Origin of the sequence: Microbacterium sp. NPDC089190 (assembly GCF_040701795.1) — a bacterium.
Taxonomy (GTDB): domain Bacteria; phylum Actinomycetota; class Actinomycetes; order Actinomycetales; family Microbacteriaceae; genus Microbacterium; species Microbacterium galbum.
The window spans coordinates 42,320-58,026 of the sequence record NZ_JBFBHF010000003.1; the positions used below are offsets into that span (position 1 = coordinate 42,320).

The window sequence follows — 15,707 nt, forward strand, 5'->3', positions numbered from 1 at the left end:
CGCCGCCCGGGCCGGGTAACCTGGACTCCCGTGGCTCTTACCATCGGAATCGTCGGCCTTCCCAACGTCGGAAAGTCGACCCTCTTCAACGCCCTGACCAAGAACTCGGTGCTCGCCGCGAACTACCCGTTCGCCACGATCGAGCCCAACGTCGGGGTCGTGAACCTTCCCGATGCACGCCTGCAGCAGCTGGCCGACGTCTTCGGCAGCGAGCGGCTCGTGCCGGCCGCGGTGTCGTTCGTCGACATCGCCGGCATCGTGCGCGGCGCGAGCGAGGGCGAGGGCCTCGGCAACCAGTTCCTCGCGAACATCCGTGAAGCGGATGCCATCGCCCAGGTCGTCCGCGGGTTCGCCGACGACGACGTGGTCCACGTCGACGGTGCGGTCAACCCCGCCAGCGACATGGAGACGATCAACGCCGAGCTGCAGCTCGCCGACCTCCAGACCCTCGAGAAGGCCATCACGCGCTACGAGAAGGAGGTCAAGGGCAAGAAGCTCGACCCCTCCGTCCTCGACGCGGCCAAGGCCGCGCAGGACGCCCTGCAGCGCGGCGTGCTGCTCTCGGGATCCGGTCTCGACCTCTCGCCCATCCGCGAGCTGGGTCTGCTGACCGCCAAGCCCTTCATCTTCGTCTTCAACGTCGACGAGGCGGTGCTCACCGACCAGGCTCGCAAGGACGAGCTGTCGGCGCTGGTGGCGCCCGCGAAGGCCGTCTTCCTGGATGCCAAGATCGAGTCCGAGCTGATCGACCTCGACCCCGAGGATGCCGCCGAACTTCTGGCTTCCACCGGTCAGGACGAGTCGGGCCTCGATCAGCTCGCCCGCATCGGCTTCGACACGCTCGGCCTGCAGACCTACCTCACCGCCGGCCCCAAGGAGGCCCGCGCGTGGACGATCCCGCAGGGCGCGAAGGCCCCGCAGGCGGCCGGTGTCATCCACACCGACTTCGAGAAGGGCTTCATCAAGGCCGAGGTCATCTCGTTCGCCGACCTCGTCGAGCTCGGCTCGGTCGCCGAGGCCCGCGCGAAGGGCAAAGCGCGCCTCGAGGGCAAGGACTACGTCATGCAGGACGGCGACGTGGTGGAGTTCCGCATCGGAAACACATCTGGCAGTTCGAAGTGACCCCCCAGCCGGATACAACGCCATCTGTAGACGCAGAAACGGTGGGCGTGGCACGAGCCTGGAGGTGGGCGGGATGGGTTGCTATTGCACTCGCACTTGCGGTGTTGGTCGGCGGAGCACTCGTTTTCGGGCCATGGGTGGTCGCTCCGTCGGTTTTGAACTTCGCGGGTTTGTTCTCGCTCTCCGTCTCGTTGCTGGCGGTGTGGATCACGGTCCTGATCTATCAAAATCAGACACGGCAATCGGCAACCGACAAGGCGGCATCTGAAGCAATTCTCGAGAAAATCGGTGACTCGTCTTCCACGGCGGCCGAGCGAGCCGGGTCGGCCGACGGCAATACCATCGAGATCATTCGGCTGCTCGGCGAGACAATGCAATCAAAGGCAAGCCGTGCCTTGTCCGAGGTTGAAGCAGCGGAAGCAGCGGTCGCATATTCGGCAGCGCCCAAGGGCGGCAAACAAATCCTCTGGGTTGACGACAACGTCGATTGGATCAGCCTCGAGCGAGACACCTTGAAGGCGGCGGGAGTCTCCTCGGTCTGGGTATCAAACACAGAACGAGCGCTCAGTTTGCTCGCTGGCAACTCGTTCAGCGCCGTAGTGACCGATATGGGGCGAGTAGAAGGTGATCGGGAAGGCTACGTCCTGCTCGATGCCATGAGAGAACGGGGTGACAATACACCCGTTATCGTTTACTCGACCTCGCGTCATCCAAGCCATGTCGCCGAGGTCATCGATCACGGTGGCCAGGGTGCGACGAACAATCCGTTTGAGTTGTTCGAAATTGTGATGGGAGCGCTTGGGTGATTTTGTTGTCGCGCGGCGACGTAGTGGAGTTCCGTATCGAAAACACATCTGGCGGGTCGAAGTAGACATGGCCGTCTACAAAACTCCGAAGGAGCGTCTTCACCGCGACTTCTTCTATCTGAACGACGAAGTCGCGATCAATTCACTTTCGGCCCTCGAATCCGGGAAAGTGGACGAGATCGTCTCCAGAACGACCACTGCTAGGGAGGGCGGATTCAGCGGCGAAGTCAAGATTCCGGTCGTCGACGTAGGTGTCGGTGGTAGCAGGAAATCTTCGTCTGAGATTGAGGAAGAGATGGTCCGGACGCGCACTCGCTTCTCCATTTTCGATGCCTGGTACCGACTCATGCACGACAGGAAGGCTCTGGGTACGTTCGACGGATGGGGCGAGAGCGCTCTTGAGGGCGTTGAGCCTGGAGACACCGTGGAGCTAAGGGCACGGCTGTCGCAGGGGCCGCTCCAGACGGTTCTGCGCCTGTACCTCTGGTTTGCTGAGCAAGCGGCGCGCGACGGCAACTTGTTCTCTCAAAGAGGTGAGGCTAGAAAGACGACCATTGCTTCGTCGAAGAACATAAGACAGATTTTGGGCGATGAGTCGGACGACGAGGACGAAGTTCCGCTTCTGGCAAGTCCAGTAGGCGATCCGGGTCCGTCAGTCCTACTTTCCGTGTCTAGGAGATGGTTAATCGGCCGTCTCGGGCAACTCGGTGGAACTTTCGGGATCGTTGGCCAAGTCGTGCAGCTCGTCGATGCTGACGACGAGTACCCCGTCATACGATTGACGAAGGATGTCCCCCCGACGCCACTTGAAATCGGCACATTGAAGGAAGCGGTGCAGCATTTCGTCGAGCCTGCGAAGGGGCTAGGGGTCGACGTTGAGGCGAGCGAGTCCGTGGTGCAGGGACCGATATTGGTGATCAAGCCCATCGCGATCTATCGCTGACTCTCGACGTGAGCGCTTGCCCATCGTCCCCATCCATGACAGGCATGCGGTGCAGTTCCGGTTCAACAACTGACGCTCGGGTGAGGGGCGACGGCCGATGACTTCCCGGGACATCGTCGCGCGCTACGACGCAGTCAAGCGGGCAGCCGTGGAGAGTGCCCTGCGGAAGGCCGTGCGCGGGCAGGGTATCGCGGCGATCGCCCTCGCCGCGGTGTGGGGACTCGTCACGCTGCTCCCACTCGTCGCCGCGGCCGTCGCCGGGCAGGCCAGCGCCACCCTGGTAGTCGTCTTCGGCGCGCTGCTCCTCGTTCCCCTCGCCATCGGCGTCTTCGGTGTGCGCCAGCTCCGGCGACGACCACGCATACCTGAGATGGCCGTCGCGATCACCCCCACCAGCGTGCATTTCCCGGCCCTCGAACGTCCGTCCGGCGTGGCTAGACGAGTGCCGGCCGAGGAGTGGGCGCGGGAGGGGACGACCGCCGAGATCAGACCGGCGTCCGGACTGCTGCCGACGGCCGCCATCGTCTTCACGCGGCACGACGGACGCACACGGCGGCGCCGGACGGTCTCCGCCGAGCATCTCGACATCGACCCGCGGACGATCGTCGATGTGCTCGGCGGTCCGCCGTCCGCCTAGCGACGATGCGTCGCGACGCGGCAGAGACCTGGCCACCCGTACCGTCCGTCGTCGGATGCTCTTTCCTACACTGGGCTCCATGGACACCCCCGACGCCCGCATCGCCTCTGTTCCGCCCGGGTGGGTGTGGCCGGCGGCATCCAAGAAGCGGTTGTCTCTGCTGCCCGCGGAGATGTTCAACCGGACGTTCGAGCGGGCGCCCGACGACTGGCTGCACGTCGCCCCGCTGAAGAAACCTCCGCTGTTCCTGACCGTCGTGACCGGTGTCATCACCCTGTTCCTCGGGTGGGTGGTGGTCGCCGTGTTGATGCAGGCCGGCACCACCCCGGCGATGGAGGGCCCGATCCCGTACGTGATCGCGGGTGTCTTCGGGCTCATCGGGCTGTTCTTCCTCATCTCGTTCATCAGCCTGCTCTTCGCCTCGCGGAGCCGCTCATCGTGGGGCAACCGTCAGTGCGTGGCGGTCGGGCGCAGCGGTATCGCGGTGCGGTTCCAAGGCGTGGGCACGAACATCCCGTGGTCCGAGGTGAAGGCAGTGGTCGCGACGACGACGAACGACTCGGGGGTGCAGCAGGCGCGCCCGGTGAAGATCCCGGTCCTGCGGATCGAGCGTGACGTCGACCTCGCCTCGGGCGAGCTGCGGTCGTGGCAGATCGCCACGTTCGCGCTCGACGCGGCGCCGCGCGCGGTCTATGCCGCGGCTCACTTCTACTGGACGCACCCGCATCTGCGCGCGGAGCTCGGGACCACCGTGGCCCAGCAGCGCATCGACGGATTCGCCGGGTTCGCGCCCACGACGGTGGGGCCGCAGGGCGTCGCCGGCTTCTGACCGCGAACGGTGGCAGTCGAGCGCCGACCGTCCACGCCGTCGAGAGCGGGGTCACGGCGAGCCCGTCGCGAGGAACACGACAGCGCCCCCGGCCATCCGACCGGGGGCGCTGTGTTCTTCGGGTCTCTGTGTTCCCAGGGAACTCAGCCGCCGATCGGCGTCGGGTTCGTCGGGTCGGGCGGAACGGGGAGCGAACCGTTGATGCGGTTCTGCGCCTGGCACTGGCTCGTGCAGTTCGTGGCGCCGGCCGACAGTTCCACGGCATCCTCGCCGAGCACGCCGCCCATGCGGCCGCCCGAGGTCACGGTCCACTTCGTGACGGTGGCATCCTGATACGTCTTCGTCGCGACCTGGGGGCTGTCCTTGCCGAGCAGCATCTGGTGGGCATTCGCGCCGGAGGCGACGGCATCCACTCCGTTTCCGAAGTTGATCTTGCCCGTGTACTGGTTCACGAAGTAGAACAGACCGGGGCCGAGCGTGTGCACGAGTTCGACGGGGGCGGCGAACTCGGGCTCCATCTGGAAGATGCCGCCCTGCGCGCCGTCCTTGGCCTGGATCTTGAGCTTGCCGGCCGCCGTGGTGAAGATCGCGACGATCGCGTCGTCACGCACCTCGAGGCTCGACAGGCGGGTGCCCGCGCGCTGCGCGGCGGTGAGCGTCGGCACCTTCGACGCGAACACCACGGTGGGGCTCGTGACCATGCGCTGCGTGTCGGGGGCGCCGGTCAGGGTGTAGTCGTACACGCCCAGGGTCACGGGGTCGATCGTGAAGCGGTTGTTCGTCCCGCTCACGGTGATGCGGCCCGAGACGGCGATGTCCTTCAGCTTCGCGTCCTTGCCGGGTGCGGGGTTGTAGGTGGTGCCGTTGACGGTGACCGCGTAGTCACCGCCCGCTGAGGTCGTCTTGGCCTGGGCCGCGGTGGGGAGGAGGAGTCCGGATGCCGCGACCAGGGCGGCCGCGAGGATCGCGGTGCCGCGGGCCAGGCGGCGGCGGGACGGGGTGCTGATGCTCATGCTCTCTCGTTTCGTCGGTGGGCGAGCTGTGTCCACCGTCGGTCCGCGACCCCGGGCCGGGCAATGCGACCTTGGTACTACGACCATCGTCCGATGGCCCCGGTGCGCTGTTTCGCGGACAGTGGGTCATGGCAGTCCTCGTCGCGGGTGACAATGCAGAGGGCGGAAGGATGGATGACATGAAGAAGCGGATCCTCATCGGCGCGGGTGCGCTGGTGCTCGCCGCCGCCCCCGCGGCGGTGGGGCTGTGGGGCAATGCCTCGTTCGCCGAATCGGTTCCCGTTCCCGTGCCGACGTCGGTCCAGGTGGGCGTCCTCACTCCGAGCCCCGGCCCGAGCGTGGACGACCACGGCGGTGATCGGGACCGGGACCGACGGAGCGAGCCGGGGGACGATCGTGACGCGGATGGCGACGCCGCCGCGGACGAACGACGCGGCTCGACCTCAGACGATTCCTCCGTGTCCGGGAACCTCGACGACCACGGCGGGTCGGCCGTCACGGACGACCCCGTCGCTCCCTCCGGGGCCGATGACGGCGGGGGAGAGGTCCCCCGCGACGCTCGCGTCGAACAGAGCGACGACCGGGCCTCATCGGATGCCGGCGCCTCCGATGACTCGCGGAACGGCGGCGATGACGCGGCCTCGGGCGGGTCGGGTTCCGGCGGTTCCGGCTCCGATGACAGCGGCCGCCACGGAGGACGCGACGGTGGTGACGGTGGTGGCCGTGGGGGAGACGACTGAGTGACATCGGACCCGTCCGCCCCTCCCTGGCAGGTGCTGGTCGAGGCCCGAGCGGCGTCGGCGGCACCTCGCCGCTTGTCGACCCGTGCAGTGCTCGTGCGCCTCGCCGCGGGCCTGGCCGCGGTGCTCGTCGCGGTCGCCGCCCTCGCCGGGTTCGGCGCGCAGTGGCTCGCGGAACGCGAAGCCGTCAACGATGCCGCGCAGGTCACGAACGTGCTCGCCGACGCCGTGGTGCGTCCGGTCCTGACCGACGGACTCGCGGCGGGGGAGGACGCCGCGCTCGCCGCGTTCGACGAGACGGTGAGGTCGCAGATCCTCGGAGACGACGTCATCCGGGTGAAGATCTGGGATACCGAGGGGCGCGTGCTGTACGCCGACGAGCCGCAGCTGATCGGACGCACCTTCGTCCTCGACGACGCACAGCGCGCGGCCCTGGCCGCCCCGTCGACCCGTGCGGCGGTCTCGGATCTGTCGGAGGACGAGAACGAGTTCGAGACCGGTTCCCGGCTGCTCGAGGTGTACCGGCCCATGTGGACACCCAGTGGGCAGCAGGTGCTGTTCGAGGTCTACTACCCGTACGAGCCGGTCGCCGCGCGTTCCGCCGAGCTGTGGCGCGGCTTCGCGGGGGTGACGACGAGCAGTCTGCTGCTGTTCGTCGTGCTGACGGCCCCGATCGTCTGGACGTTGCTGCGCCAGCTCCGAGGCGCGGAGGCACGCCGGGCGGAACTGCTGCAGCGTGCCGTGGACGCATCGGACGCGGAGCGTCGGCGGATCGCCGGATCACTGCACGACGGCCCGGTGCAGGAGCTCGTCGCGACCAGTTACGGGGCCGAGGCCGCCGCCGTCGCCGCCGACGCGCGCGGAGAGGAAGAGGGAGCCGCCGGCATGCGCGAGGTCGCGGGCGCCGTGCGCGGTAACGTGCGGGTTCTGCGATCGCTCCTCGTCGACATCTACCCCGAGAGCCTCACGGCGTCGGGCCTGTCCTCGGCGCTGCACGACCTCGCCGCGACCGCCCGGACGCGTGGCGTGCCGGTCGTCCTCGACCTGCGCGCGCCCATCGATGCACTGCCGGAGGCGCACGAGCGCCTGATCTATCGGATCGTCCAGGAGGCCCTGCGAAACGCCGTGACCCACGCCGCGCCCTGCACGGTGACCATCGCGGTCGCGGCCGACCGTGGACGCATCGACCTGGTCGTCGCCGACGACGGCCCCGGCTTCGACGCCACCGCGGTGCTCGACGCCCCGGCCGAGGGGCACCTCGGTCTGCGCGTGCTCCGCGATCTCGCCACGGACGCGGGCGCCGAGCTCGCCCTGTCGACGTCCCCTGGCCGCGGCACGCGCTGGCGCCTGCGTTTCACCGACACCCCCCGGGAGATCCCATGATCCGCGTCCTCGTCGTCGACGATCACTCGATGGTGCGGGAGGGACTGGCATCCGTCCTCGCGGCCGAGGGCGACATCGCCGTCGTCGCCACGGCGGCGAACGGCGTCGACGCCCTCCGGGCGATCGAGGACGTCGACGTCGACGTCGCGGTCATGGACCTCTCGATGCCCGTGATGGACGGGGTCACCGCGACGCGCGAGATCCGCTCCCGTGCCGCCGGCATCCGGGTGCTCGTCCTGACCTCCTTCGGCGACCGTGACCAGGTGCGTCGCGCCGTCGCCGCGGGGGCGACCGGGTATCAGCTGAAGGATGCCGAGCCCCACGACCTCCGTGCGGCGGTGCGGGCCGTGCACGCCGGGCATGCCCCGCTGGATCCGCGCGTCGCGGGCGCGCTGCTCCCCGAGGAGATCACCGTGGACAGCGGTCTGAGCGCCCGCGAGGAGGAGGTGCTGCGCCTGGTGGCCGACGGGCTCGCCAACAAGCAGGTCGCGAACGCGCTCGGCATCTCGGAGCGCACGGTGAAGGCGCACCTGGGCAGTGTGTTCCGCCAGATCGGCGTGGCCGACCGGACGAGCGCGGCGCTGTGGGCGCGCGATCACCTCGGAACGTGACGGTCGTCAGACCCGCTCCGCGTAGACCACGCGGTTGTCGACGTAGTGCCCCGAATCGCGATCGAAGACGCCCCCGCACGTGATGAGTCGGAGCTCATCTCGCGCCGTCGCCCCGAAGACGCGCGCGGTGGGGAACGACGACTTGGGGTAGTCGGCCGCTTCGGTGACGCGGTACGCGTGCGTCCGGCCGTCGGCATCCTGCACCTCCACGACGTCTCCGACGACGAGGTCCTCGAGATCCTGGAAGACCGCGGGACCGGTGGGCGAGTCGACGTGCGCGGCGATCACCGTCGGGCCCGTGCCCCCGGGGCGCCCTCCGCCGGTGAACCAGCCGACCTCGTCGTAGTCGGCGGGAACCTCCATGGCGCCGTCGTCGGCGATGCCGAGGTCGATCAGTGACTCGTCCAGGTTGATCGCCGGGATCGACACGCGCACGGGAGGGGAAGCCGAGGCCGGGGACGCCGTCGAGGTCGGGGGCGATGATGACGCCGGGGGAGACGCGGTCGTCACGAGGGGCGTCGGCTCATCGGCCACAAGCGGGGAACTGCAACCGGTGACGGTCGTGAGCGCGCCGACGACGAGCACGCACGCGGTGCGCCGCTTCCATCCCGAGAAGGACGGCCGCCGCGCACCGCGCCGTGCGTCGGTCACTTCGCCGACGACGCGTGACGGCGGCGTAGCGCGAGTGCACCCGCGGCCACGACTCCCAGGCCGCCCGCTGCCGCGGCGAGACCCCACCCGCCGGCATCCGCCGTGGCGGAGCCACCGGCACCGGTGTCGACGCCGCCGACGGGGATCGCCGACAGCTGCCCGCGGACGACGCCGGCCGCGAAGTCGACGGTGTGCGAGTCGCCGGTGAAGCCGGCGGGGTCGGCCTCGATCTGCTTCAGGGTGAAGCCCTCGCCGGTGTCGACGCCGTCGGCGACCACGCCCGTGGTGAAGGGGCCCTGCAGGCAGCCTGAGGAGGTGCGGGGTCCGTCGCCCACGGGGGCGGGGTTGGGGAAGGCGATGCGGGGCGGCCCGGGCTTGCCGACGGCCGCTTCGTGGATGTGCGTGGCGGTCTTGGCGGGGCTCTGGTAGTCGCCGGTGACGCCCTCGAGGCGGATGTCGTAGCAGATGATGTCGAGGTCGGAATTGATGCGGAACGTGTACGTGCCGGTGGCGCCCTCCTCGCCGGGCGCGGCGACGCCGTCGTTGTTGATCACCTGATCGGGGGTGGCCATGACCGTGAACGCGCTCGTGAACTCGGCGGGTTCGGCCACCTCGGTCTCGGCGTGCGCGGGGAGCCCGACGGCCAGGAGGGCGACGCCGGCCAGGGCGCCGATCGTCAGTGGGCGGGCGTACGTCTTCTTCGTCATCGTCGTGCCTTTCGATCGGGACGCGGAGTGTCCGGTTGCGGGGGAGTACGACCGCCGGGGGCCGCGCGTTCACGGCATCCGGGATTTTCTTCCGCGCCGTGAACGCCGGCACCGCCCCGGTCGTACACCCCACGAGGCCGTCGGCAGGCGACGGTTACCCTCGGAGAGGACGACACGGGTGACGGAGTCCGAGTCCACAAGACGCGAGGGGGAGTTGCGGATGCGCGCCTCTCGGCGACCGAGCACACGCCCCGCGTTCGACCTACGCCGTGCGTTCGACGACAACGGCCACGCCCTGCTGGGATTCGCGGTGAACGCCCTGCGCGACCGGCCGTTGGCCGAGGACTGCGTGCAGGAGACGTTCCTCCGAGCGTGGCGGGCGCGCGACCGATTCGACGCGCGGGCCGCATCCGAGCGCACGTGGCTGTTCTCGATCGCGCGCAACGTGATCGTCGACGCCCTGCGTGCTCGGGCGCGGCTGCCGGTGATCGGCGACCAAGGCGAGCTCGAGAGCCGGGCGGCCGAGGCGATCGACCCGCTCGACCGCTTGCGCATGCTCGAGGCGCTGTCGATCCTCAGCGAGGCGCATCGCACCGCGGTCGTGGCGATTCACCTGCACGGTCGTTCGTATCAGGAGCTCGCAGATGCCACGGGCGTCCCTGTCGGGACGTGGCGCACACGAACGTTCCACGGGCTCCGCGCCCTCCGCACGCACCTCGAGGAGATGGAGGAGACCGATGCGCACTCCCGATGACCGCTGGGCCGAACTGGCCGCCGCCGCGCTGGCGGGTGAGCTGAGCGCGGCGGAGGAGGCGGAGTTCGACGAGCTGCGTCGCTCCGACCCGGCCCGCGCCGAGGAGTACGCCCACCTCGAGGACCTCACCGGACGGCTCCGTCAGGGCGACGTCGGGTGGGTCGCGCCGCGCGACGGCGGCGAGCTGTTCGCTCGGATCGAGTCCTCGCTGGGGGCCCCGGCTCCGGTGCCCCACGCGGCACCGCGGGAGCGACAGCGCCGATGGGTGACGCCGGTGGTCGCGGCCGCGTGCCTGGTGGGGGGCGTCGTGCTCGGGGTCAACGGCGTGGGGCTGTTCGACTCCTCGGTGCCGTCGGGCCCGCCCGGCACCCTCGGCGCCCTCGAGCGCGTCGCGGTGAGCGACGACCGCGACGGAGTGGACGTCTCGGCCGAGGTCGTCGCGCACACGTGGGGCACGGAGGCCTACCTCGAAGCGACGGGGCTCGACGTGGGGGCCACCTACGAGCTGGTCTTCGTCGGGGTCGACGGCGCGGAGTTCTCGGCGGGCGAGGTGCTGGGCTCCAAGGTGCCGATCGTCTGCCGTCTGAACGCGGCCGTTCTCCGGGGGGATGCCGTGCGCATGGAATTGCGCGACACCGGCGAGGCCGTGATCGCGCACGCGGACCTGCCCGCGGTCTGAAACGTCATGGCGGGAGGGGGCGCCCGCCCGGGCGTCAGCCCAGTTCGCCCGGGTGGGTCAGACGCCACAGCAGCGTGGGCTCCTCGATGGCGCCGGAGATCTTCACGTCGGCCGAGGTCGATTGCGGACCCGCCGTCCACGTGACGGTCCCGACCGTCTCGCCGTCGGCGTAGGTGCGCGGCGTCTCGGTGTCGAGGGTCACGGTCACGGGGGTGTCCGACCAGGTGCGCACCTCCGCATTCTTCGCGAGCACAAGCTCCGCCTGCGACCCCCAGCGCGTGGTGATCGTACCGATCGTCTCGCCGAGGCTGCCGACCTGCAGATCGTGGAACCCGTCGCTGACGCTCTGCAGCAGTCGCGCCACATCGTCGTCGGTGCTGTCGTGGGTCTCGCCGCCCAGGCGCACGCCCGTGATCTCGAGCGGGCTGCCGATGCCGACATCGAGGGATGCCGTGAACAGCAGGTTGAACGTGCCGTCGCCGAGATTGCCGGTCTTGAGTCCGTCGATCCCGAGCGTGCCCAGCATATCGTTCGTATTGGTCACGGTGCCCGCACCGGTCACGCTGATCGAACGCATCGCCGTGATCGCGGCGATCGTGGGGTTCGCCCCGGCCAAGCGGGCGATGGCGACCAGATCGCCGGGCGTGGAGGTGTTGCGCGCGTCGATGCCCGTGGCATCCACGATGCGGGTGTCGTTCAGGCCGTTGCGAGTCAGCCAGGACCGAGCGGCGTCGACGTACGCGCCCTCCGATCCGAAGCCCCAGCGGGCGATCGCGACCGCGTAGTTGCTCGCCGAGGGCAGGAGCATCGTGGCCAGGGCGTCGTGCAACGGCATGCGGGTGCCATCGGGCATGTTCGCGATCGTGACGCCCTGCACGTAGAAACGGTCGTACAGGTCGGTGTCGGCCTCGGTGAAGGCGATGGTGGGTCCGGGATCGGCGGCGTCGCCCAGCGGGTGCGCATCGAGCACGACCAGAGCCGTGATGAGCTTGGCGATGCTGGCGATGGGACGGGCGTCGTCGCCCCCCGACGACGCGAACACCCCGGCCGCATCGGGTCCGAGATACTGTTCGCCGCCGTCGATGCTCATCCGCACCGAGCCGGAGGAGGGCAGGACCAGGGATGCCGGGCCCGCCGCGTTCACGGTCGGCGTCTGCGAGGTGACGGTCGGGGCGGGCAGGGCCGCCGACGACGCCCACCAGACGTAGCCGCCGCCACCGCCGAGGGTGGCGAGGAGAACGACGAGGAAGACGATGAGCGCGACCCGGCCGGCCCGCCCGGGAGGTGCCGGCCCGCGCGGTGCCTCGTCGAGGAGACTGGAGAAATCGGCGAGCGTGTCGGGCGCGGTCATGAGGTGCGACCGCCCGTCGCGAATGATGCTTCCCCCCGGCGCATGCCTCGAACCTATCCCGTCGGCTTGCCTCACACGCACATGAATTTCAAGCCCCCCGCCGCGTCGGGCGCGCAGATCTAGCGTGGATGCACATCGGGAGATACCCGGAAACCTAACGGGAGGTGCCGACATGGGACTCGACGACAAGATCAAGAACGCCGCTGAGAACATCGCGGGCAAGGCGAAGGAAGCCACGGGCAAGGCCACCGACAACGAGCGCCTCGAAGCCGAGGGCCAGGCGGACCAGACCAAGGCCCACGCCAAGCAGGCCGGCGAGAACGTCAAGGACGCCTTCAAGTAAGTCGCCCTCCCCGAATGCCCCGACCCTCGCGGTCGGGGCATTCGTCGTTTCCGGAACGGATGCCGGAGGCAGGCGCCCGCGTTCGCGATAATGGCGGAATGACCGCTGCCGTTCCCACCGAGACGCCCACGCTCGTCTCGGGCACCCCCGTCGTCCTGCGCGCCCACGGCTACGAAGCCGCGATCGCCAGTGTCGGCGCGTCCCTCCGCTCGCTCACCTTCGACGGCCGTGACCTCGTGGTCCCCTTCGACGCCGACGAACTGCGACCCGCCTATCGCGGCACGACGCTCGCGCCCTGGCCCAATCGGGTGGTGGACGGCATCCATCGCTTCGACGGCGAGGAGCACCAGCTGCCGCTCACCGAGCCGAACCGCGGCCACGCCCTGCACGGTCTGCTGTCGTGGGTGGACTGGAACGTGCTCGACGCCTCCGACGACGCCGTCACGCTGACCGCGACCGTGACCGCTCAGGCCGGATACCCCTGGTGGCTCGTCGTGTCCACCACGTTCCGTCTCGGAGCCGACGGCCTGACGCAGACCGTGCGAGCGACCAACCTGTCCGACACCCCGGCGCCGTGGGGCACCGGCCCGCACCCCTACCTCGTCGCCGGTCCGGCCGCGCTCGACGAATGGTCGCTCTCGCTCCCGGCCGACACCGTGCTCGAGGTCACGCCCGATCGTCTCGCGCCGGTGGCCTTGGCATCCGTCGAGGTCGACGCCGACCGCTTCGACTACCGCGACGAGCGCGTGCTCGGCGCCGTCGAGATCGACCACGCCTACACCGGGCTGATCCGGGATGCCGACGGCCGCGCCACGGTCACCCTCACCGACCCCGCCGGCACCGGGGTGGCGATGACCTGGGCCGAGGACTGCCCGTGGGTGCAGATCCACACCGCCGACCTGCCGGCCGGGCCCGGGACGCCCGGGCACCGCGCGGGGCTGGCGGTGGAGCCGATGACCTGCGCGCCCGATGCGTTCAACGACGACGCCTACGACTTCGCCACCGGCGTGGTCTCGCTCGATCCGGGCGCGTCGCACGAGGCCGGCTGGACGATCTCGGCGCGCTGAGCCGGCCGCAGACGCGAATCGCCCCGGATCCGTCCGGGGCGATTCGTCGTTGCGAGCGGTCGGTCCGCGAGCTCAGACCACCTGGGTGCCGCACATGCCGCAGTCGCCGCCGGCCGAGACCTCGACGAAGCAGTCCGGGCACATCGCCCGCGTGGGCCGGTCGGTGATCGGGGTGGGCTTGGGGCTCGTGCTGCGGCGTTCGGCCTTCGGCGCGGCCGCGCGCGCACGGCGCATCTCGATGGTCGGGGCGGGCGGCGGGGGCGGGGCGACGGGCTTGTGCGCCTCGCAGTAGAAGCGGACGAATCCGCCGTGGTGCTTGGGGTGGCGGTGCTTCACCGCCCACAGCTCGGTGCGCTCGTACAGCGGACCCTCGGTGCCGCACGCGACGCACCGGGTGGCTTCGCCCGGTACGACGTCGGCGACGAGGACGGGGGCGTCGAAGCGGATGGCATCCCGCCAATCCTGCGACGAAACGATCTTCATGGGGGACCCTTCTTCGGCGGTTCGGGCCGCCTCACCCTCAACGGTACGCTCCTCCCCAGGCCCCTGGGGACGCCGATCGTGCGCTCCGGGGCTGGACAGTGCCCGCGGGGCGCCGGATAGGTTGGAAGCAATTCCCCCGCGCCGCCGCTCTCGTGCGGCGCCTGTCGAAGGAGAACCATGGAATTTGCTGCTCTGGGGGCGATCGGCATCGTCGTGGTCATCGCACTCGTCGTCGTCATCGTCGTCTTCCTCATCATCGCGGGGTTGATCCGCGGCTGGTACCGGGTCGCCAAGGCCGACGAGGCCCTGGTGATCGTCGGTAAGCGTCAGAAGGGCGCGGACGGCGGATCCTCCCGCATCACCGTCATCACCGGTGGCGGTGCGATCGTCAACCCGCTCACGCAGCGCGGCGAGATGATCTCGCTGCGCGCTCGTCAGATCAAGATGGAGCCGACCGCGCAGTCGTCCAACGGCGTGACCGTGAACGTCAGCGGTGTGGCGCTGGTCAAGATCGGCTCCGACCCCGAGTCGGTGCGCCGCGCGGCCGAGCGCTTCGCCTCGCAGGACAAGGCGATCGAGCAGTTCACGACCGAGCAGCTCGAGGGTGCGCTGCGCGGCGTCGTCGCGACGCTGACCGTCGAGGAGCTCATGCGCGACCGGCAGCGGCTGTCGGACCAGATCGCCGAGGGCATCAAGGGCGACCTGTCGTCGCAGGGCCTCATCCTCGACTCCTTCCAGATCCAGGGCGTCACCGACGGCAACGGCTACATCGCCGCCCTCGGTGCGACCGAGGTCGAGCGCGTGAAGCGCGAGGCCGAGGTCGCCCGCATCAACGCGGTTCGCGAGATCCGCGCACGCCAGATCGCCACCGACGAGGCGAACCTGATCGAGCAGACGAAGCTCGACAAGAACAGCGCCGCGGCCAAGGCCGAGGTCGGTCGGGCCAACGCCGAGGCCGAGCAGGCCGAGGCCCTCACCCGCGCCGAGCGTCGCCAGGCGGTTCTGCAGCAGGAGGCGCAGAACACGCAGGCCCGCCTCGAGTCCGAGGTCTCCCGCGTCGCCGACGCCGACCTGTACCAGCGCCAGAAGGATGCCGACGCCGAGGCGTACGCGCAGATCAAGGCCGCAGAGGCTCGCGCTCAGATCGCCGAGCAGGAGGCCTCCGCCGTGCGCGTGCGCGCCGAAGCCGACGCGCAGGCCGTGCGCCTGGCCGGTGAGGCGCGCGCCGAGGCGATCCGCGCCGAGGCCGAGGCCCTGTCGCAGAACCAGGAAGCCCTGCTCGCCCAGCGCGCTCTCGAGGCGCTGGTGCCGATGATGGCCGAGTTCGCCAAGGGCTACGACCGCGTCGGCAACGTCACCGTCCTCGGCGGCGAGGGCGCGAGCGGCCACCTCGCGACCGAGTCGGCGACGGGCCTGCGCTCCTCGTTCGAGGCCGTGAAGGCGGCGACGGGGATCGACCTGACGCAGATCATCCAGGGCCGCGCCGTGGCCGACGCGTTCGCCGAGTCGGCGCGTCGCCCCGCGGCCGAGGCGCCGGCATCCAGCGCCCCCGCGGCGCCGCCCGCGGCGTCGGACCTCGGGGTCTGAG

18 protein-coding genes are annotated in these 15,707 nt (G+C 69.9%); 13 read left to right on the top strand and 5 right to left on the bottom strand.

The window, feature by feature from the left end; all coding sequences use genetic code 11:
* Positions 1–30: 30 nt before the first annotated feature.
* From ychF to AB0230_RS10155, 5 genes are all read left to right on the top strand, one after another.
* Complete coding sequence (gene ychF / locus AB0230_RS10135; RefSeq protein ID WP_366375538.1) at positions 31–1,122, top strand: redox-regulated ATPase YchF; 1,092 nt, start codon at positions 31–33, stop codon at positions 1,120–1,122.
* A gap of 47 nt (positions 1,123–1,169) precedes the next feature.
* A complete protein-coding gene (locus AB0230_RS10140) occupies positions 1,170–1,928 on the top strand; it encodes a response regulator (RefSeq protein WP_366375540.1) in 759 nt (252 codons plus the stop codon).
* Between the two features lie 67 nt (positions 1,929–1,995).
* Positions 1,996–2,871, top strand: coding sequence for a hypothetical protein (locus AB0230_RS10145; protein WP_366375542.1), 876 nt, complete (start codon positions 1,996–1,998; stop codon positions 2,869–2,871).
* 97 nt (positions 2,872–2,968) lie between these two features.
* Entirely contained in the window at positions 2,969–3,508 is a 540-nt protein-coding gene (locus tag AB0230_RS10150) for a hypothetical protein (RefSeq protein ID WP_366375544.1), read from the top strand.
* A 79-nt stretch (positions 3,509–3,587) separates the two neighbouring features.
* Positions 3,588–4,337, top strand: a complete 750-nt coding sequence (locus AB0230_RS10155; RefSeq protein WP_315995316.1) for a hypothetical protein — start codon at positions 3,588–3,590, stop codon at positions 4,335–4,337.
* A 143-nt stretch (positions 4,338–4,480) separates the two neighbouring features.
* Here the strand turns inward: AB0230_RS10155 and AB0230_RS10160 are convergent, their stop codons facing one another.
* Positions 4,481–5,350: a hypothetical protein gene (locus tag AB0230_RS10160; protein ID WP_315995317.1), complete on the bottom strand. Its 870-nt coding sequence runs from the start codon at positions 5,348–5,350 to the stop codon at positions 4,481–4,483.
* A gap of 179 nt (positions 5,351–5,529) precedes the next feature.
* Between AB0230_RS10160 and AB0230_RS10165 the strand changes: the two genes are divergently transcribed.
* From AB0230_RS10165 to AB0230_RS10175, 3 genes are read left to right on the top strand one after another with little or no spacing between them, the layout of a single operon-like run.
* Positions 5,530–6,090, top strand: a complete 561-nt coding sequence (locus AB0230_RS10165; protein WP_366375546.1) for a hypothetical protein — start codon at positions 5,530–5,532, stop codon at positions 6,088–6,090.
* On the top strand, positions 6,091–7,473 hold the full coding sequence (locus AB0230_RS10170) for an ATP-binding protein (RefSeq protein WP_366375548.1): 1,383 nt from the start codon (positions 6,091–6,093) through the stop codon (positions 7,471–7,473).
* A complete protein-coding gene (locus AB0230_RS10175) occupies positions 7,470–8,084 on the top strand; it encodes a response regulator transcription factor (protein WP_315995320.1) in 615 nt (204 codons plus the stop codon). The genes AB0230_RS10170 and AB0230_RS10175 overlap by 4 nt, the downstream gene beginning before the upstream one ends.
* A 6-nt stretch (positions 8,085–8,090) precedes the next feature.
* Here the strand turns inward: AB0230_RS10175 and AB0230_RS10180 are convergent, their stop codons facing one another.
* Together AB0230_RS10180 and AB0230_RS10185 are read right to left on the bottom strand one after the other, a co-directional pair.
* Positions 8,091–8,618, bottom strand: coding sequence for a class F sortase (locus AB0230_RS10180; protein ID WP_363543303.1), 528 nt, complete (start codon positions 8,616–8,618; stop codon positions 8,091–8,093).
* Positions 8,619–8,731: 113 nt separating this feature from the next.
* Positions 8,732–9,442 carry a CHRD domain-containing protein gene (locus AB0230_RS10185; RefSeq protein WP_363392212.1) on the bottom strand — a complete coding sequence of 237 codons (711 nt, stop codon included), beginning with the start codon at positions 9,440–9,442 and terminating at the stop codon, positions 8,732–8,734.
* Between the two features lie 220 nt (positions 9,443–9,662).
* Here AB0230_RS10185 and AB0230_RS10190 point away from each other — a divergent pair, with 220 nt between their 5' ends.
* Complete coding sequence (locus AB0230_RS10190) at positions 9,663–10,196, top strand: sigma-70 family RNA polymerase sigma factor (RefSeq protein ID WP_366375551.1); 534 nt, start codon at positions 9,663–9,665, stop codon at positions 10,194–10,196.
* Positions 10,180–10,875, top strand: a complete 696-nt coding sequence (locus tag AB0230_RS10195) for a hypothetical protein (protein ID WP_366375553.1) — start codon at positions 10,180–10,182, stop codon at positions 10,873–10,875. The genes AB0230_RS10190 and AB0230_RS10195 overlap by 17 nt, the downstream gene beginning before the upstream one ends.
* A gap of 34 nt (positions 10,876–10,909) precedes the next feature.
* Here the strand turns inward: AB0230_RS10195 and AB0230_RS10200 are convergent, their stop codons facing one another.
* A complete protein-coding gene (locus tag AB0230_RS10200) occupies positions 10,910–12,226 on the bottom strand; it encodes a D-alanyl-D-alanine carboxypeptidase (RefSeq protein ID WP_366375555.1) in 1,317 nt (438 codons plus the stop codon).
* 172 nt (positions 12,227–12,398) lie between these two features.
* On the opposite strand from AB0230_RS10200, the gene AB0230_RS10205 reads away from it, so the two are divergent.
* Together AB0230_RS10205 and AB0230_RS10210 are read left to right on the top strand one after the other, a co-directional pair.
* Positions 12,399–12,569: a CsbD family protein gene (locus AB0230_RS10205; RefSeq protein ID WP_074697048.1), complete on the top strand. Its 171-nt coding sequence runs from the start codon at positions 12,399–12,401 to the stop codon at positions 12,567–12,569.
* 98 nt (positions 12,570–12,667) lie between these two features.
* On the top strand, positions 12,668–13,636 hold the full coding sequence (locus AB0230_RS10210) for an aldose 1-epimerase family protein (RefSeq protein WP_363579505.1): 969 nt from the start codon (positions 12,668–12,670) through the stop codon (positions 13,634–13,636).
* 72 nt (positions 13,637–13,708) lie between these two features.
* Here the strand turns inward: AB0230_RS10210 and AB0230_RS10215 are convergent, their stop codons facing one another.
* A complete protein-coding gene (locus tag AB0230_RS10215) occupies positions 13,709–14,119 on the bottom strand; it encodes a glucose-6-phosphate dehydrogenase (RefSeq protein WP_366375557.1) in 411 nt (136 codons plus the stop codon).
* Positions 14,120–14,296: 177 nt separating this feature from the next.
* Between AB0230_RS10215 and AB0230_RS10220 the strand changes: the two genes are divergently transcribed.
* Positions 14,297–15,706: an SPFH domain-containing protein gene (locus tag AB0230_RS10220; protein ID WP_315995328.1), complete on the top strand. Its 1,410-nt coding sequence runs from the start codon at positions 14,297–14,299 to the stop codon at positions 15,704–15,706.
* The last annotated feature ends 1 nt before the right edge of the window (position 15,707 follow it).